The organism is Bradyrhizobium sp. NP1 (assembly GCF_030378205.1).
Classification (GTDB): domain Bacteria; phylum Pseudomonadota; class Alphaproteobacteria; order Rhizobiales; family Xanthobacteraceae; genus Bradyrhizobium.
This window is the reverse complement of the sequence record NZ_CP127385.1, coordinates 709139-727013: the sequence shown is the minus strand read 5'-3', so window position 1 is coordinate 727013 and position 17875 is coordinate 709139. Positions and strand designations below refer to the sequence as shown.

Genomic DNA, 17875 nt, shown 5'->3' with positions numbered 1-17875 from the left:
CCAGCAGTTTCGTGATGCGCAAAGCTATATTTTATAACCCGCCCGCTGCCCATCTATTTCAGATAGGCCAATAGTATTGGGGGCTTAGGCAGGAAGCCGGCACGCCTCAGGCGGCGGCTTCCTGCTTCGGCTTCTGTGCCGCCGTGGAGCGGTCGGCGAGATTGCGGACCACGATGTAGAAGATCGGCGTGAAGATCAGGCCGAACAGCGTGACGCCGAGCATGCCGAAGAACACGGCGACCCCGACCGCCTGCCGCATCTCCGAGCCCGAGCCGGTGGAGACCACCAGCGGCAGCACGCCGAGGATGAAGGCAAAGGACGTCATCAGGATCGGCCGCAGCCGCAGGCGGCAGGCCTCGATCACGGCCTCAAGCCGCGGCCTACCCTCAAGCTCGATGTCGCGGGCGAACTCGACGATCAGGATCGCGTTCTTGGCGGCGAGCCCGACCAGCACCACGAAACCGATCTGGGTGAGGATGTTGACATCCTGCCCCATGATGCGCACCCCGATGGTCGCGGCGAAGAGACACATCGGCACGATCAGGATCACCGCAAAGGGCAGGCTCCAGCTGCCATATTGCGCGGCCAGCACCAGGTAGACGAACAGCACGCAGATCGGGAAGACGTAGAGGCCGGCGTTGCCGCCGGTGACCTGCTGGTAGGACAGGTCGGTCCATTCATAGGCGAAGCCGGTCGGCAGCGTCTCGTCGGCGAGCTTCTTCATGATCGCGATGCCGGTCGCCGAGCTGGTGCCGGGCACCGTCTCGCCCTGCAGTTCGGCAGCCGGATAGAGATTGTAGCGTGCGACGCGATCGGGCCCGGAGATGTCGCGGAAATCCACCACGCTGCCGAGCATCACCATGTCGCCATTGGCATTGCGGGTGCGCAGCCGCGCGAGATCGGCCCTCTCCTTCCGGAAGTGCAGATCGGCCTGCGCCGTGACGTGATAGGTGCGGCCAAACAGGTTGAAGTCGTTGACGTAGGTCGAGCCGAAATAGGTCTCGATCGCCTCGTTGACGTTCTGGATCGGCACGCCGAGCTTCTGCGCCTTGATGCGGTCGATGTCGACGAACACCTGCGGCGTGTTGGCCGAGAACGGCGAGAACACCGAGGTGAGCCCGGGCGACTTGCGCGCCCCGGCGACAAGCTCGTCGGTCGCGGCCGCCAGCAGCTCGGGCCCGCGGCCCTGCCGGTCCTGGATCCGCATGGTGAAGCCGCCCCCGGTGCCGATGCCGGGGATCGGCGGCGGCGGGATCACGATAATGAAGGCGCCCTGGATCGCGGACAGCCGCTTGCGCAACTCGGCGGTGATGGCGGCGGCCGTCAGACCTTTCTTCAGGCGCACCTCAGGCTCGTCGAACACCGGAAACAGCGCCGCCGCGTTGCTCGCCTGCGTCCGCGTCGCGCCGGAAAAACCGGCAAAGGCGGCGACGCGGATGACGCCGGGCGTGTCGAGCGCGATGCCCTCGATCCGCCGGACGATCTCGGTGGTGCGCGCCAGCGAGGCCGCGCCCGGCAATTGCGCCGAGATGATCACGTAGCCGCGATCCTGCGCCGGGATATAACCCTGTGAGGTGCTGGCGAGCAGCCAGCCGGCGCTGCCGATCAGCACTACATAGACCAGCAGCATCACCACGCGGTGGCGGATCACGAAGCCCGCAATGCTGCCGTACGAATGGGATGCCCAGTCGAAGCCGCGGTTGAAGACGCCGGTAAAGGCCTCCCAGGCCCGGCCGATCACGTTCCAGGCTGCAGGCGGCCGCTTCTCCTCGTGCGGCACGAGGATCTGCGAGGCCAGCGCCGGCGACAGCGTCAGCGAGCAGAAGCACGAGATCGCGGTCGCGACCGCAATGGTGACGGCGAATTGCTGGAAGAACTGGCCCGAGATGCCGCCGAGGAACGCGGTCGGCACGAACACCGCGCACAACACCAGCGCGATCGAGACCAGCGCGCCGCCGACCTCCTCCATCGTCTTGAGCGCGGCGTCGCGCCGGCTCATGCCGTGCCCGAGATGGCGTTCGACATTCTCGACCACGACGATGGCGTCGTCGACCACGATGCCGACCGCGAGCACGAGGCCGAACAGCGTCAGATTGTTGATGGCGTAGCCGAGCGCGGCCATCGCCGCGAAGGTGCCGACCAGCGACACCGGGATCGCGACGATCGGGATGATCGCCGGCCGCCATCCCTGCAGGAACACCAGCACCACGATGACGACGAGGATCATCGCCTCGTAGATGGTCTTGATCAGCTCCTTGATGGACTGGGCGATGAACTCGGTCGGATTATAGCCGATATTGTAGTCAAGCCCTTTCGGGAAGCTGGCCTTCAGCTTGGCCATGGTGTCCGAGATGCCCTTGGCGGTGGCGAGCGCATTCGAGCCGGGGCGCTGGGTCACCAGCAGCGCGACCGCGGTCTTGCGCAGCATGAAGCTGTTGGTGGAATAGTCGAGCGCGCCGAGCTCGACCCGCGCCACGTCGCGCAGTCGCACGGTGCGGCCCTCCCCGCCGGCCTTGACCACGATGTCCTCGAACTGGGCGATGTCCTTCAGCCGCCCGGTGAATGTCAGGTTCGGCTGGAAGGCGCGATCGGAGATCGGCGGACTCGCGATCTGGCCGCCGGTGATCTGCAGGTTCTGGGCCCGGATCGCGGCCACCACGTCGCCGGCCGTCATGCCGAGCGTCGTGATCTTGTCGGGATCGAGCCACACCCGCATCGAATAGTCGCGCGCGCCGAACATCTGGATGTCCCCGATGCCGTCGAGCCGCAGCAACTGGTCACGGACCTGGAGCAGCGCGTAGTTGGAGATATAGAGCTGGTCCAGGCTGCCGTCGGGCGACAGCATGAACACGACCATCAGGATGTCGGGCGAGTTCTTGCGCGTGACGACGCCGTTGCGCTGCACCTCGTCAGGCAGCTGCGGCTGCGCGATCGCGACGCGGTTCTGCACCAGCACCTGCGCCTTGTCGAGATCGGTGCCGAGCTTGAAGGTGATCGTGATGGTGAGCTGGCCGTTCGAGGTGGCCTGGCTGTACATGTACAGCATGTCCTCGACGCCGTTGATCTGCTGCTCGATGGGGGCGGCGACCGTGTCGGAGATGGTCTGTGCCGAGGCGCCGGGATATTGCGCGGTCACCACCACCGTCGGCGGCACCACTTCCGGATATTCGGCGACCGGCAGCGTGGTGTAGGCGATCGCGCCCACGATCAGAAGCACGATGGACAGCACCATCGCCAGGATCGGCTGGTTGACGGAAAGGCGGCCGAGATTCATGGCTTGCTGCCGGCGGCGGGATGCGGAGCGACCTTGGCGCCGACCCGCGCGCGCTGAATGCCGTCGACGATGACGCGGTCTTCCGGCTTCAACCCTTCGCGAATGATGCGCAGGCCGTCGTCGAGCGGGCCGAGCACAACCGGCCTTGCCTCCACGGTGTCGTCGTCCTTGACCACGAACACAATCTTGCGCGACTGGTCGGTGGCGACAGCGGTATCGGGGATCAGGAGCGCCTCGTAAGGCGAGCTGCCGATCAGGCGGACGCGGCCGAACTGGCCCGGCAGGATCGACAGGTCGTGGTTGGGAACGACCGCGCGGCTGCGCAGCGTTCCGGTCGAGACGTCGAGGCGGTTGTCGAGGAAATCCATCTTGCCCTCATGCGAGGGTTTTGTCTCGCCTGTCAGCGCCACCTGCACCGGATTGGGCGTATCGCGCGAGCTCGGACGCTTGCCCTCGAACCAGAGCTTGTTGTTCTTCAGATAGGTCGCCTCGTCGACGTCGAAATAGATGTAGATCGGATCGAGCGAGACGATGGTGGTGAGCAGCGTGGACGTGCCATTGTCGCTGCCGGATACCAGATTGCCGATGCTAACGAGATGGCGGCTGACCCGCCCGGAGATCGGCGCCACCACATGGGTGAACTCGATGTTGAGGTTGGCGGCCTTCAGTGCGCCTTCGGCCTGTATCTCCGCGGCTTTCGCCGCCTGCAGCGCCTGACGGCGCTGGTCGACGACCTGTTCGGAGACGGCGCTGGTCTGGACCAGGTTCAGGCCACGGTCGAGCTCGCGCTTGGCGAGTTCCGCCTTGGCGCGGGCGTCCGCGAGCTGGCCGTCGGCCTGCGCCGCGACGGCCTCGAACGGGCGGGAGTCTATCAAATAGAGCAGGTCGCCGGTATGGACCATGTCGCCGTCCTTGAACTCGACATTGGTGACGAAGCCGCCGACCCGGGCGCGGACCTGGACCTCCTCGATCGCTTCGAAGCGCCCTGTGAATTCGTCCCAGTCGGTAACGGTGCGCTTGAGCGGCTGCGCCACCGTCACCGGCGGCACCGGCGCCGCGGCCTGCTGCTGCGGCTTCTCACCACACGCGGCAAGGCCCGTCGCCAGTATCGCGGCCAGCGCGAAACGGCCAAGCGGACGGAAATCAAACAAGACGCCCCGACCCCGGCGTGCCGATGGATTGCTCGCGCTCACGTCACTGTCCCCTTCGCGTATCTGCCGCGGTTGCGCGCGCCGACGCTACCGGCCATCTGGGCAGGATGAGTTGAGGTTGGCTACAAGTCTCTGCAAGAGCCGGGCCTGATCAAGCAAAATTGTTGGGCCCGGCACCCGGCGCCGGCCCTTGACATCGCGCGCGGCCACCGCGCAACCGCGCCGGTCGACGCGTGGCAGGCCGACGCGACGACTGCTCGGCAGCACTGCTGGCTTATCCGGACCGCGCATCGCGCGCGGTTGCCAGATCGAACAGATGCGGCAACTTTCCGAGCGTGCGCAAGCTCCCTTCGATACGGACCCGACCGCTCTCGATCGCATCATCGAGCGGCAGTTTTCGGGCAAGGATTTGCAAAAGAACGTCGAACGGCGTCTCGATTGTCGGGCCTTCGATCTCGCCCTTCGCAATCCGCGTGCCTTCGGCGCCGCCCTCGATGATGAAGACCGCGACCCCGCCTGGATGCGGTACGCGCAACCCGATGCGGCAGGCGGGCGTCGGTTCACGCCGCGCGATCGCGTCGAGCGCGAGCAATACCCAATCCGGCTGGAAAGTATCGTCCTGGCGCATCGGAAAGAGAAACCGGCCGCCCCAGCGGATCAGCTCGCGGATCGCGGGCTGGAGCGCGCGCCCAGTCTCGGTGAGTTCGTAAACCTGGGCGTTGAACGGGGCCGGCAGCGTTGCGCGCCGGATCACGCCGCTTTCCACGAGTGCGTTCAGTCTCCCCGTCAGCAGCGCGGGGCTGACGCCGTCAAGCCGCGCGGCCAGATCACCGAACCGCGTCGGACCAAGCAAAAGCTCGCGTATGATCAGAAGCGTCCAGCGCTCCCCGATGATTTCCGCCGCCCTCGCAAGCGCACAGAACTGCGTATACCGTGTTCCGCTCATTCAGACCGAAGTGGCGGACGCGCGCGCCATAGTCAACCGCGTCCGCAGCGAATTCAGCGCATCTTCATCGCCATTGCCTCGGCGACCTCGATGCTCCCGTGATCAAGGTGCGGACACCGGCTGGCCATTTGCACGGCTGCTTCGATGCCGTCGGCCGCCACGATCGAGAATCCGGTGAACCTGTCCGGTCCCGGCTCGGATACCCCGGCCGACGTGATCAGCCTGCCTGTTCCGAGCGGCACGCCGGGATCGACGATGGCGTCACCCAGACTGTCCATCCAGGCCTTCCATCTCGCCATGTACGAGGCCCCTTCCTGCGGAGTCTCGAATTTTCTGCCGCCGCGGTAGGCGATCACATAGTTTGCCATAGCCACTCCGTCTCGCTTGCAAAGCCGTGTCGCGGATCAGGTCTTGTGCGCAAGGGCGATCAGCGGCCCGACCACCGCAAACTGCAGCAACGTGAAGCCGGTCTCCAGCTCCATGAAAGTCGGCACCGAGCCCATGACGTTCTTGGCGGCAACTGCCAGCGTCGTGAACGACCATGACAGGACCGCGAGCCCCGCCCCGTAGGCCAGCCCGGGACGCCAGATCTCGCTGCCGCGGCCGGCGAACAGCCGCGGATAGGCCCATGAAAAGATCAGGCCCTGGATCAGCATGGACGCGAAGCCAAAGGCGATAATCGGCTCGGGGCGATAGATGTCGAGCGATTCATAGAGCGGCGCGAACGCAACGAGGTGCCACACATAGGCGATTGGGAATGTCGGGACCAGATAGGCGGCAACGCCGAGCCAGAAACCGCGGTTGGACGGCGCGCGTTGCGACTGGACCATGGTCATGAAGCCCCCGTGAAGTTTCAATCTACTATATATAGAGTAGTACTAACTTCATTTTATGAAGTCAAGCATCAGCCGCTGTCGCGCAGCTCGAGCTCGAAGCCGGGATCGATCCGGCGCGGCCCGCCGTGCATCAGCGCCGCGCGTCGCGGATTTCGCCGAGGTGGTCCCGCCGCAGCGCTTCAGCTTCGCCTATGCCCTTGATCTTCGTGCATGACGCCCGAAACTTCCTCCGCTAACCTCGCCTGCAAAGCAAGAAGATTGCCACGGGGGAGAACGGGCGCACGCAAGCAACCTGGCATGCGCGACATCCCTCCGTGGCCAACGAGGGAGAACGCGGTACGATGTACACCGGCAAGCACGCCTATCTGCGCCCGCTGCAGCCCGCCTTCATCATGGCCGGCACCGGCGAGACGGTGACCTACCGCGAGCTCGATCAGCGCAGCAACTGCCTGGCGCATCTGTTTCGCCAGCGCGGCTTGAGGCGGCTCGACCACTACGCGATCTTCATGGAGAACAACAGCCGCTACCTCGAGTGCTGCGGCGCCGGCGAACGCTCAGGCCTCTATTTCACCTGCGTCAACTCCTACCTGACGCCTGGCGAGCTCGCCTATATCGTCAACAACAGCCAGTCGCGCATCCTGATCACGTCGGTGGCAAAACTCGACGTCGCGCGCGAGGCGCTGAAGGAATGCCCTCACGTCGAGCTCTGCATCGTCGCCGATGGCGGGACCGAGAGCGATCGAATCGTGGGCCTTGAAGCGGCGACTGCGGGGCTGCCGAAAACCCCGATCGCGGACGAATCCGTCGGCACCGCGATGCTTTATTCGTCGGGCACGACGGGACGGCCGAAAGGGATCCTGCGGCCGCTGCCGGAGCAACCATCTTCGCAAAACCTGCCGCTGTTCGATTTTCTGCTCAGGCTCTGGCACTACCGCGAGGGCATGATCTATCTGTCGCCGGCGCCGCTCTATCATTCGGCGCCGCAGGCAGCCGTCAACCTGACGATCCGGATGGGCGGCACCGTGATCATCATGGAGAGGTTCGACCCCGAGCACTATCTCTCGCTGATCGGGAAATGGGGCATCACCCACACCCAGCTCGTCCCGACCATGTTCTCGCGCATGCTGAAGCTGCCGGAGGAGGTTCGTAACCGTTACGACCTCTCCTCGCTCGAGATCGCGATCCATGCCGCCGCGCCCTGCCCGGCGCTGGTCAAGGACGACATCATCAAATGGTGGGGGCCGATCATTCACGAATATTATGGCGCGACCGAGGGCCTGGGCTTCACCGCCTGCAACAGCGAGGAGTGGCTCGCCCATCGCGGCACGGTGGGCAAGGTGCTGCTCGGTGACCTCCACATCCTCGATGAGAACCTGAAGCGCTGCCCGAACGGCACGCCGGGCACGGTCTGGTTCAAGACCGCCTCGGCCTTTGAATATTTCAACGACCCGGCCAAGACCAAGGAGGCCCGCTCGCCCGACGGCAGCATGAGCACGGTCGGCGACGTCGGCTATGTCGACGATGACGGCTATCTCTACCTCACCGACCGCGCGACCTTCATGATCATCTCCGGCGGGGTGAACATCTATCCGCAGGAATGCGAGAACCTGCTGATCACCCATCCGAAGGTCGCGGACGCCGCGGTGTTCGGCGTCCCCAATGCCGATCTTGGCGAGGAGGTGAAGGCGGTGGTGCAGCCGATGCCGGGCATTGCGCCGGACACAGCGCTGGCCGAGGAGCTGATCGTCTTCTGCGGCCAATCGCTGGCGCGGCAGAAGGTGCCGCGCTCGGTCGATTTCGAGAAAGAGCTGCCGCGGCTGCCGACCGGCAAGCTCTACAAGCGCCTGTTGCGCGACCGCTACTGGGGCAACAAGACCTCGCGGATCGTGTGACACTGGTGGAGCGGATTTGACGTTCGCAACCCATTTGCCGCAGTTCCCTTATGTGAACGTCAAATCCAAAGCTCCACCAGCATCGAAAATTTGCCGGTGGTCCTTTGATTCTAACATTCGCAAACGTGCCTCCCAAAGTGAGGAGCGAATGTTAGAATCGGACCACTGGTTGACGCCGAACGTCTCGCGACCAGGCCTGCGCCTTTCCGTCGCACAAGGGCAAGTCAGCCGAATTGCCAATGCGGACGCAGGCCTTGCCGGTTGCCGCGGTAGCCGGCGCTGGCTATCGTTTGCACCAATGGCGCAAAAAGGCGCCGAAAACCGGGAGGAGAGGATGCGGAACCTGCGGGCCTTCGCCGCGGCGGCATTGGCATTGCTGGCGATCCCGATCGCCGCGCATGCGGGCGAGCCCAAGCAGGGCGGAATTTTGAGAATCTATCACCGCGACAGTCCCGGCAGCGCCTCGATCCACGAGGGCGCGACCTATTCGGTCAACGTGCCCTTCATGCCGGTGTTCAACAATTTGGTGATCTACAACCAGAACGTGGCGCAGAACAGCATCGATACGATCGTCCCTGACCTCGCCGAGAGCTGGGCCTGGAGCGGCGACAACAAGACCCTGACCTTCAAGCTGCGCCAGGGCGTCAAGTGGCATGACGGCAAGCCGTTCACCGCGGCCGACGTCAAATGCACCTTCGACATGCTGATGGGCAAGTCGCCGCAGAAATTCCGCCAGAACCCGCGCAAGGCCTGGTACGAGCAGGTCAACGAGGTCACGGTCAATGGCGACTACGAGGCATCCTTCCACCTGAAGCGGCCGCAGCCGTCGCTGCTGGCGCTGCTCGCCTCCGGCTATACGCCGGTCTATCCCTGCCATGTCTCGCCGGCCGAGATGCGCACCCATCCGATCGGCACCGGGCCGTTCAAGTTCGTCGAGTTCAAGGCCAACGAGTCGATCAAGCTCGTCCGCAACCCCGACTACTTCAAGAAGGGGCTGCCGCATCTCGACGGCATCGAGTTCACCATCATTCCGAACCGCTCGACCGCGATCCTGGCCTTCGTCGCCGGCAAGTTCGACATGACGTTCCCGACCGAAGTGTCGATCCCGCTCCTGAAGGACGTCAAGTCGCAGGCGCCCAATGCCGTGTGCGTGGTCGAGCCCAACAACGTCTCGACCAACGTCATCATCAACTCGTCCTCGCCGCCGTTCGACAATCTCGACATCCGTCGGGCGCTGGCGCTCGCGCTCGACCGCAAGGCCTTCATCTCGATCATGTTCGAGGGCCAGGGCGACATCGGCGGCACCATGCTGCCGGCGCCGGCCGGGTTGTGGGCGATGCCGAAGGAGATGCTGGAATCCATTCCCGGCTACGGTCCCGACATCAACGCCAACCGCGAGCAAGCCAAGAAGCTGATGCAGAAGGCGGGCTACGGCCCGGACAAGCACCTCGCGATCAAGGTCTCGACCCGCAACATCCCCGTCTACCGCGACCCCGCGGTGATCCTGATCGACCAGCTCAAGACCATTTACATCGACGCCGAGCTCGAAGTCGTCGACACCGCGCAATGGTTCCCGAAGGTCGCGCGCAAGGATTACGCGCTCGGGCTGAACCTGACCGGGAACGCCGTCGACGATCCCGACCAGTCCTTCTACGAGAACTATTCCTGCGGTTCCGAGCGCAACTACACCAACTACTGCAACAAGGAGATCGAAAAGCTGTTCGACGAGCAGTCGCAGGAAACCGACCTCAACAAGCGCAAGAAGCTGGTATGGGAGATCGACAAGAAGCTGCAGGAGGACGTGGCGCGGCCGATCATCTTCCACGCCCGCACCGGCTCCTGCTGGCATCCCTATGTCAAGGGCATCACGGTGATGGTGAACAGCTCCTACAACGGCTATCGTTACGAGGATGTGTGGCTGGACAAGTAGGCCGTTGCCAAGGGAGATGGCTTTGCTCCCGTCTGTCCGCGGACCGAGTTCACCTCTCCCCGACGGGGAGAGGTCGATTTGCAAAGCAAATCGGGTGAGGGGCTTCGAGGTCGACGAGAGACCGTAACCCCTCCCCCCAACCCTCTCCCACGCAAGTCGGGCCTGCCCGACTTGCGCAGATTAAGGATACGCAACCGGGGTAAACCCCGGTTGCGGGGAGAGGGAGCACACTTCCGTAGTTCTGGCAGCTGCATCCAGATTGCTAGAGCATGTTAATCGCTCAACGGGGAGAAGGCGGTGTTTGCCTATATCGTGCGGCGCCTCGCTCTGATGCTCGTGACCCTGATCGGGATCTCGATCGTCATCTTCTTCCTGCTGCGCGTCGTACCCGGCAACATCGTCGACATCCTGTTCGACGCGGCGGGCTTCGTCGACCCCGCCGACAAGGCCAATCTCGAGCGCGAGCTCGGCATCGACAAGCCGCTGGTCGTGCAATATCTGAGCTGGATCTGGGGGCTCCTGCACGGCGACCTCGGCTATTCCTACGTCTCCGAAAAACCCGCGCTGCAGGAGATCCTGCCGCGGATTCCCATCACCGCGCGCCTCGCCGGGCTGGCGCTACTGTTCTCGGCCTCGATCGGCATTCCCTTGGGGGTCATCAGCGCGGTCAAGCAGGGCTCGAAGCTCGATTACGCCCTGCGCGTCGTCAGCCTATCCGGGCTGTCGCTGCCGTCGTTCTGGCTCGGCCTGCTGATCCTGATGGCGTCGGTTGCGATGTTCGGCAACATGCCGATCTTCAACCCGAACCCGCAGACGTTCGGCGAGATGTTTACGACCTATGCGCTGCCGTCGCTGGCGGTGGCGTTCCGCAGCTCGGCGCTGACCATGCGCATCACGCGCTCCTCGATGCTGGAGATCCTGCGCCAGGACTATATCCGCACCGCGCGCGCCAAGGGCGCCTCCGAGGCATCCGTCAACTTCCATCACGCGCTGAAGAACGCGATCCTGCCTGTCATCACCGTGGTCGGCATCGAGGCCGCGTTCCTGATCGGCGGGCTGATCGTCACCGAAACCGTGTTCAACGTTCCCGGCGTCGCCCGCTTCCTGGTGGAGGCGATCCGCTGGCGCGACTATCCGATCGTGCAGAACCTCGTGATGTTCATCGCGGTCGTCGTGGTGTTGGCGAATTTCACCGTCGACATGCTCTACGCGGTGTTCGATCCGCGCATCCGCTACACCGAATAGGAGCGTTGCGTGGCTGCGATCGACTATGAAAGCGAATTAAGGCGCGCCGGAGCCCACGCAAAGGGCGGCCTGAGCCGGATCGGTTTCCTCGCCCGCCGCCATCTGCTGGGCACCGCGGGGCTCGCGATCATGGTGATCTTCGTGTTGACCGCGCTGTTTGCCGACCTGATTAGCCGCTATGACCCCTTCACCGTCGATTCCGCGCACGCGCTCGCCCGTCCCGACGCGCGGCACTGGATGGGCACCGATTCCTTCGGCCGCGACGTCTGGGCCCGCATCGTGCACGGCGCGCGGATTTCGCTCGCGGTCGGCATCGGCTCGACCGCGCTCGGCTCCTCGATCGGCGTCATCATCGGCCTCGTCTCCGGCTATCTCTCCGGCTGGGTCGATCTCGTGTTCCAGCGCATCACCGACATCCTGCAGTCGCTGCCGCTGCTGGTGCTGGCGCTGGTGATGACCGCAGCGCTCGGCCCGTCGCTGCCGAACGTGATCATCGCGATCGCGATCCCCCTGATCCCGACGGTTTCGCGCGTGATCCGCGCCAATACGCTGGCGCTGCGCGAGCTACCGTTCGTGGAAGCCGCGAAATCGATCGGCATGAGCGAGACGCGGATCGTGCTGCGCCATGTGCTGCCCAACACGCTGGCGCCCTTGATCGTGCTTGCGACCGCCCAGCTCGGCTCGACCATCCTCACCGAGGCATCGCTGTCGTTCCTCGGGCTCGGCATTCCCGAGCCCTACCCGTCCTGGGGACGCATGCTGTCGGAATCGGCCGCCGAATACGTCCGCACCGCGCCGTGGCTCGTGATCTTTCCGGGCATTGCGATCAGCCTCGCGGTTTTCGGTACCAATTTGTTCGGCGACGCGCTGCGCGACATCCTCGATCCGAGGCAGCGCGGCTGATGAGCGAGGCGAAAGCGCAAACCGCGGTGCTGGAGGTGAAGAACCTCAAGACGGTGTTCTTCACCAATTCGGGGCTGTTTCGTGCCGTGGACGATCTCTCCTTCGAGGTGCGCCGCGGCGAGACGCTGGCGATCGTCGGCGAATCCGGCTGCGGCAAGAGCGTCAGCGCGCTCTCGATCATGCGGCTGGTGCCCGATCCGCCCGGCCGCATCGTCGGGGGCGAGGTTTTGCTCGAAGGCATCGACCTGCTCGCGCTGGATGAGGCCAGGATGCGGCAGATCAGGGGCAACCGCATCTCCATGATCTTTCAGGAGCCGATGACCTCGCTCAATCCCGTGATGCGGATCGGCGACCAGATCACCGAAGCGGTGCGGCTGCATCGCGAGGTGCCGCGGCGGGAAGCCTGGAATCGGACTGTCGAGATGCTGCGCCTGGTGCGCATCCCTGAACCGGCGCGGCGCGCGCTGGAATATCCGCACCAGCTTTCAGGCGGCATGCGCCAGCGCGCGATGATCGCGATGGCGATGGCGTGCCGGCCGGCGCTGCTGATCGCGGACGAGCCGACCACCGCGCTCGACGTGACCATCCAGGCGCAGATCCTCGCGCTCGTGGTCGAGCTGCAGCAGGAACTGGGCATGGGACTGATCCTGATCACCCACGACCTCGGCGTGGTCGCGCAGACCGCGCAGCGCGTGATCGTGATGTATGCCGGCAGGAAGGTCGAGGAGGCCGATGTCGAGGCGCTGTTCGCCCATCCCCGCCACCCCTACACGCGCGGCCTGATGGCCTCGATCCCCGTGCTACCCGCATCCGGCGTCAAGGCTGAGGCGCGGCTTGCCGAAATTCCCGGCACCGTGCCGCCGCTGACGCGCCTGCCGCAGGGATGTGCCTTTGCGCCGCGCTGCGCCTACGCGCTGGAGCGCTGCCGGAAGGAATATCCGCCGCTCGAGGACTGGGGCGGGGGCCACTGGGCCGCATGCTGGCGCGCCGCAGAAATGGGAGCCGCGCGATGACCGAGGCGCGCCCGCTCCTGGAGATCACCGACCTCGTCAAGCATTACCCGGTGCGCGGCGGCGTGCTGCGCCGCCGCGTCGGCACCGTGCACGCGGTCGACGGCGTGAGCTTTGCGCTTGCACCGGGCGAAACGCTCGGGCTGGTCGGCGAATCCGGCTGCGGCAAGTCGACGGTGGCGCGCAGCGTGCTGCGGCTGGTCGAGCCGACCTCGGGCAGCATCCGTCTCAAGGGGCTGGACATCACCCATCTCGGCAAGCGCGAGATGCGGGGGCATCGCCGCTCGATGCAGATCGTGTTCCAGGACCCGTTCGCCTCGCTCAACCCGCGCATGACGGCGGGCGACATCGTCGGCGAACCGCTCGAGGTCCATGGGCTCGCTTCCGGCCCGGCGAAGCAGGCGCGGGTCGCCGAGCTGTTCCAGCAGGTGGGCTTGCGGCCCGACCAGATGAAGAACTATCCGCACCAGTTTTCCGGCGGCCAGCGCCAGCGCATCTGCATCGCGCGCGCGCTCGCGCTCGGGCCCGAACTGATCGTCTGCGACGAACCGGTCTCCGCGCTCGACGTCTCGATCCAGGCGCAGGTGATCAACCTCTTGATCGATCTGCAACGCAAACACGGCTTCTCCTACCTCTTCATTGCGCATGATCTCGCGGTCGTCGCCCATATCAGCCACCGTGTCGCGGTGATGTATCTCGGCCGCATCGTCGAGATCGCCACCAAGGACGAGCTGTTTCGCAACCCGCGTCATCCCTATACGCAGGCGCTGCTGGCCTCGGTGCCGGTGGCCAACCCAAAGGTGAAGCGCCTGACGCCGATGGTCGACGGCGACGTGCCGAGCCCGGTCAATCCGCCTTCGGGCTGCGCTTTCCACACTCGCTGCCGCTACGCGCTCGACCGCTGCAAGACGGAGCGGCCGCTGCTGCGCGAGGCAGGCAGCGGCCACCAGGTCGCGTGCTGGCTCAACGACGGCACGGGTCGCGAGGGCTGATTCCGTCATTCCGGGGGGCCGCGGCAGCGGCGAACCCGGAATCTCGAGATTCCGGGTCTGGTGCTAGCGCACCATCCCGGAATGACAGGGGTTAGATCGGCTGCGTTTCCGCCGCGATCTCGACCACGATCTTGCCCGCGGTCACCTGCTCGCCCTCGGCGACGTCGATCGCGATGACCGTGCCGGCGATCCCCGCCCGATGCACATGCTCCATCTTCATCGCTTCCAGCGTCATCACTGGCGCGCCGACTTCGACGCGGTCGCCCGGCTTCACCAGCACCGCGACGACCCGGCCGTTCAGCGCGGCGCGTACCTTGCCGTCACCGCCGCTGGCAGTGGTGCTCTCCGGCGCGGCCAGCGTGAGATCGCGGACCGCCAACACGACGCCGCGATGCAGGACGTGGAGGCGGTCGCCATCGCGCCAGAATCTCACGGCTTCCATCAGGCCATCGGCGCGAAAACGGATCGCTTCGCGATCGAGCGCGTCGATCTCCAATGAAACCCGGTTTCCATTGGTCTCGACGGCATAGAAGCCGTCACGCTCGCGGCAGACCTCGGCCTCGTGGGTGTGATCGCCGATCGCAAAGCGCATCGGCATCGGAAACGTCGCAGCCAGCGACCGTCCCCCGCGCCACGGCGTCGCATCGGGATGGCTGACATGGAGCAGCAGCGCCGCCAGCGCGACGTCGGCCGCAGAGGTCTTCTGCGTCGTCAGTGCCTCGCGATGGCCGTCGATGAACGCTGTCGTTGCCTTGCCCTGCGCGAAAGCCGGGTGCCGCAAGGCCGCGATGAGAAATGACTGGTTGGTGGTCACGCCAAAAGCGACCATCTGCTCCAGCGCGCAGATCAGTTTTCCTCTCGCTTCCTCACGCGTCGCGCCGTGGCTGATGACCTTCGCGATCATGGAATCGTAGAACGGCGGGATATCCATGCCCGATTCCAGTGCATGCTCGATGCGCACGCCTGATGGCATCTGCCAGCGCGCCATCGTGCCCGATTGCGGCATGAAGTCGTGGTCGGCATCCTCCGCACAGAGCCGCACCTCAATCGCGTGTCCGGAAAACCCGATGTCTTCCTGGCGCAAGACGAGCTGCTCGCCGCGCGCGATCCGGAACTGCCATTCGACGAGATCGAGTCCGGTGATCGCCTCGGTGACGGGATGCTCGACCTGCAGGCGGGTGTTCATCTCCATGAAATAGAACGCGCCACTCTCGTCGAGCAGGAATTCCAGCGTGCCGGCGCCCTCATAGCCGATCGATTTCGCGGCGTTGACCGCGACCGCACCCATTTTCGCACGCAATTCGGCCGACACCGCCGGAGACGGCGCCTCCTCGATCAGCTTCTGGTGCCGCCGTTGCACCGAGCAGTCACGCTCGCCGAGATGGACCGCGTGGCCGTAGCGATCGCCCAGCACCTGGATCTCGACATGGCGGGGATTTTGGATCGCCCGCTCGAGAATGACGGTGCCGTCACCGAACGCGGCCTTCGCCTCCGAACGCGCGCTGCGCAGCGCGTCGGCAAAATCGGCCTCGCTCGCGACCAGCCGCATGCCGCGGCCGCCGCCGCCCGCGACCGCCTTGATCATCACGGGGAAGCCGATCTTCCTGGCTTCCGCGAGCATGGTCGCATCGCCCTGGTCGGCGCCCTGATAACCGGGCACGCAGGGCACGCCGGCCTTCTTCATGATCTCCTTGGCGCCGGCCTTGTGCCCCATCGCGCGGATCGCCTCCGGCGACGGGCCGATAAACACGAGGCCCGCATCACGGCAGGCCTGAGCGAAGTCCGCATTCTCGGCGAGGAAGCCGTAGCCGGGATGCACCGCGCCGGCGCCGCTCGCCTTTGCCGCGGCGATGATCGCTTCGATATTGAGATAGGATTCGGTCGGCCGCGCTCCGCCGATGCGCACCGCGACATCCGCTTCGCGCACATGCAAACTATCGCGATCGGCATCGGAATAGACCGCGACCACGCCAAGCCCAAGCCGCCGCGCGCTGCGCGTGATGCGCCGCGCGATCTCGCCGCGATTGGCGACCAGCACCTTGAAGAACGGCGTGCGCCGGACCGCCTCGCCGCTCATGGCCGCGCCACCGAGAACTGCATGGACTGCGGCTGGCGCGCCTCCGCCTCGCGGCAGATCGCGAGCACCTCGGCCAGGATCTTGCGGGTGTCACGCGGGTCGATAACGCCGTCGTCGAGCAGACGCGCGCTGGTTGCGAACACATCCATCTGGCCATCGAACACGCCCGTTATCTGCGCCTTCATGGCCTCGAGCTTGTCCTTCTCGATCGGCTTGCCGCGGCGTGCGGCGGCCGCTTCGGTCACGATCGCCATGGTCTCGGCCGCCTGCTCGCCGCCCATCACGGCAGTCTTCGCGTTGGGCCAGGAGAAGCAGAAGCGCGGATGGAAGCCGCGGCCGCACATGCCGTAATTGCCGGCGCCGAACGAGGCGCCGCAATAGAGCGTGATCTGCGGCACCGTGGCCGAGGTCACCGCCTGGATCATCTTCGAGCCGTGCTTGATCATGCCGGCTTCCTCATAGGCGCGGCCGACCATGTAGCCGGTGGTGTTGTTCATGTAGAGCAGCGGCGTGCGGGTCTGGCAGCAGACCTGGATGAAGTGCGTGGCCTTGTTGGCGCCGGGCACATCGAGCGGACCATTATTGGTGATGATCCCGATCGCCTGCCCCTCGATGCGGGCATGGCCGCAGACGGTAGCGGGGCCGTAGCTCGGAGAGAATTCGGTGAAATCGGAATCGTCGACAAAGCGGGCGATCGCCTGCCGCATGTCGACGGGCCGCTTATGGTCCATCGGCATGATGCCGAGCAGCTCCTCCGCATCATAGCGCGGCGGCTTGGACTGCGCCGCGCTGACGCGCGGCCGGTCCCATTGCATCGCGGCCATGATCTCGCGCGCGATCCGGAGCGCGTCGCGGTCGTCCTCCGCCAGATAGTCACCAAGGCCCGATATGCTCGTATGCATCTCGGCGCCGCCAAGCTCTTCTTCGGTGGCGATCTCCCCCGTGGCGGCCTTGAGCAGCGGCGGACCGGCGAGGAAGGCGCGGGTGCGGCCGCGCACCATCACGATGTAGTCCGACAGGCCGGTCTGGTAGGCACCGCCCGCGGTGGACGATCCGTGCGTCACGGTGACGACGGGCAAGCCCGCCGCCGACAGCCGCGCCAGATTGCGGAAGATGTTGCCGCCGCGCACGAAATCCTCGACGCGGTAGCGCAACAGGTTGGCGCCGGCGCTTTCGACAAGCTGCAAGTAAGGCAGCTTGTTCTCCAGCGCGAGCTCCTGCACGCGGAGCGTCTTGTCGAGGCCAAACGGCTGCAGCGCGCCGGCATCGATGCCGGCATCGTTGGCGCTCACCATGCAGCGGATGCCGGAGACGAAGCCGATGCCGGCGATCACGCCACCGCCCGGCACGCTCTTGTCGAGATCGGCAACGTCGAACCGGTAGCCGGCGAGCGTCGCGAGCTCGATGAAGGGGCTGCCGGGATCGAGCACCAGCGCCACGCGCTCGCGCGGCAGAAGCTGGCCGCGCTTGTGAAAGCGGTCCTTGGCGGCAGCGGACGCCTCGCGCGTGCGCTGTTCCAGCGCGCGCATGCGCGCGATCAGGGCCAGCATGCCGTCGCGGTTGGCCTTGAAAGCGTCGCCGCCGGGCGAGATCGTGTTTTCAATGACGGCCATGTGGCG

13 protein-coding genes are annotated in these 17875 nt (G+C 65.4%); 6 read left to right on the top strand and 7 right to left on the bottom strand.

What is annotated here, in order from left to right; genetic code table 11:
* Nucleotides 1–106: 106 nt before the first annotated feature.
* The 5 genes from QOU61_RS03390 to QOU61_RS03370 form a co-directional block, all read right to left on the bottom strand.
* Nucleotides 107–3274, bottom strand: coding sequence for an efflux RND transporter permease subunit (locus tag QOU61_RS03390; protein ID WP_289656730.1), 3168 nt, complete (start codon nt 3272–3274; stop codon nt 107–109).
* Nucleotides 3271–4425 (bottom strand): efflux RND transporter periplasmic adaptor subunit, encoded by a 1155-nt coding sequence (locus tag QOU61_RS03385; protein ID WP_502876879.1) that lies wholly within the window; start codon nt 4423–4425, stop codon nt 3271–3273. The genes QOU61_RS03390 and QOU61_RS03385 overlap by 4 nt, the downstream gene beginning before the upstream one ends.
* A 274-nt stretch (nt 4426–4699) precedes the next feature.
* Nucleotides 4700–5371 (bottom strand): winged helix-turn-helix transcriptional regulator, encoded by a 672-nt coding sequence (locus tag QOU61_RS03380; RefSeq protein WP_289656729.1) that lies wholly within the window; start codon nt 5369–5371, stop codon nt 4700–4702.
* Between the two features lie 53 nt (nt 5372–5424).
* Nucleotides 5425–5739, bottom strand: a complete 315-nt coding sequence (locus QOU61_RS03375) for a YciI family protein (protein ID WP_289656728.1) — start codon at nt 5737–5739, stop codon at nt 5425–5427.
* A gap of 36 nt (nt 5740–5775) precedes the next feature.
* Nucleotides 5776–6207, bottom strand: coding sequence for a hypothetical protein (locus QOU61_RS03370; RefSeq protein ID WP_289656727.1), 432 nt, complete (start codon nt 6205–6207; stop codon nt 5776–5778).
* Nucleotides 6208–6548: 341 nt separating this feature from the next.
* On the opposite strand from QOU61_RS03370, the gene QOU61_RS03365 reads away from it, so the two are divergent.
* The 6 genes from QOU61_RS03365 (at nt 6549) to QOU61_RS03340 (ending at nt 14179) form a co-directional block, all read left to right on the top strand.
* A complete protein-coding gene (locus tag QOU61_RS03365) occupies nt 6549–8099 on the top strand; it encodes an AMP-binding protein (RefSeq protein WP_289656726.1) in 1551 nt (516 codons plus the stop codon).
* A gap of 334 nt (nt 8100–8433) precedes the next feature.
* Nucleotides 8434–10029 carry an ABC transporter substrate-binding protein gene (locus tag QOU61_RS03360; protein ID WP_289656725.1) on the top strand — a complete coding sequence of 532 codons (1596 nt, stop codon included), beginning with the start codon at nt 8434–8436 and terminating at the stop codon, nt 10027–10029.
* 297 nt (nt 10030–10326) lie between these two features.
* A complete protein-coding gene (locus QOU61_RS03355; RefSeq protein ID WP_289656724.1) occupies nt 10327–11274 on the top strand; it encodes an ABC transporter permease in 948 nt (315 codons plus the stop codon).
* A 9-nt stretch (nt 11275–11283) separates the two neighbouring features.
* Entirely contained in the window at nt 11284–12177 is an 894-nt protein-coding gene (locus QOU61_RS03350; RefSeq protein ID WP_289656723.1) for an ABC transporter permease, read from the top strand.
* Entirely contained in the window at nt 12177–13190 is a 1014-nt protein-coding gene (locus QOU61_RS03345; RefSeq protein ID WP_289656722.1) for an ABC transporter ATP-binding protein, read from the top strand. The genes QOU61_RS03350 and QOU61_RS03345 overlap by 1 nt, the downstream gene beginning before the upstream one ends.
* Entirely contained in the window at nt 13187–14179 is a 993-nt protein-coding gene (locus QOU61_RS03340) for an ABC transporter ATP-binding protein (protein ID WP_289656721.1), read from the top strand. The genes QOU61_RS03345 and QOU61_RS03340 overlap by 4 nt, the downstream gene beginning before the upstream one ends.
* A 91-nt stretch (nt 14180–14270) precedes the next feature.
* Here QOU61_RS03340 and QOU61_RS03335 read toward each other — a convergent pair whose 3' ends face one another.
* Both QOU61_RS03335 and QOU61_RS03330 read right to left on the bottom strand, forming a co-directional pair.
* Nucleotides 14271–16256, bottom strand: a complete 1986-nt coding sequence (locus tag QOU61_RS03335) for an acetyl/propionyl/methylcrotonyl-CoA carboxylase subunit alpha (protein ID WP_289656720.1) — start codon at nt 16254–16256, stop codon at nt 14271–14273.
* On the bottom strand, nt 16253–17869 hold the full coding sequence (locus QOU61_RS03330; protein ID WP_289656719.1) for an acyl-CoA carboxylase subunit beta: 1617 nt from the start codon (nt 17867–17869) through the stop codon (nt 16253–16255). The genes QOU61_RS03335 and QOU61_RS03330 overlap by 4 nt, the downstream gene beginning before the upstream one ends.
* Between the last annotated feature and the right edge of the window lie 6 nt (nt 17870–17875).

Bases quoted from the DNA above. Each gene is read 5' to 3' on its own strand.
- QOU61_RS03380 (WP_289656729.1), bottom strand. From the start codon at position 5,371: ATGAGCGGAACACGGTATACGCAGTTCTGTGCGCTTGCGAGGGCGGCG.
- QOU61_RS03390 (WP_289656730.1), bottom strand. From the start codon at position 3,274: ATGAATCTCGGCCGCCTTTCCGTCAACCAGCCGATCCTGGCGATGGTG.
- QOU61_RS03335 (WP_289656720.1), bottom strand. From the start codon at position 16,256: ATGAGCGGCGAGGCGGTCCGGCGCACGCCGTTCTTCAAGGTGCTGGTC.
- QOU61_RS03360 (WP_289656725.1), top strand. From the start codon at position 8,434: ATGCGGAACCTGCGGGCCTTCGCCGCGGCGGCATTGGCATTGCTGGCG.
- QOU61_RS03330 (WP_289656719.1), bottom strand. From the start codon at position 17,869: ATGGCCGTCATTGAAAACACGATCTCGCCCGGCGGCGACGCTTTCAAG.
- QOU61_RS03365 (WP_289656726.1), top strand. From the start codon at position 6,549: ATGTACACCGGCAAGCACGCCTATCTGCGCCCGCTGCAGCCCGCCTTC.
- QOU61_RS03370 (WP_289656727.1), bottom strand. From the start codon at position 6,207: ATGACCATGGTCCAGTCGCAACGCGCGCCGTCCAACCGCGGTTTCTGG.
- QOU61_RS03345 (WP_289656722.1), top strand. From the start codon at position 12,177: ATGAGCGAGGCGAAAGCGCAAACCGCGGTGCTGGAGGTGAAGAACCTC.
- QOU61_RS03375 (WP_289656728.1), bottom strand. From the start codon at position 5,739: ATGGCAAACTATGTGATCGCCTACCGCGGCGGCAGAAAATTCGAGACT.
- QOU61_RS03340 (WP_289656721.1), top strand. From the start codon at position 13,187: ATGACCGAGGCGCGCCCGCTCCTGGAGATCACCGACCTCGTCAAGCAT.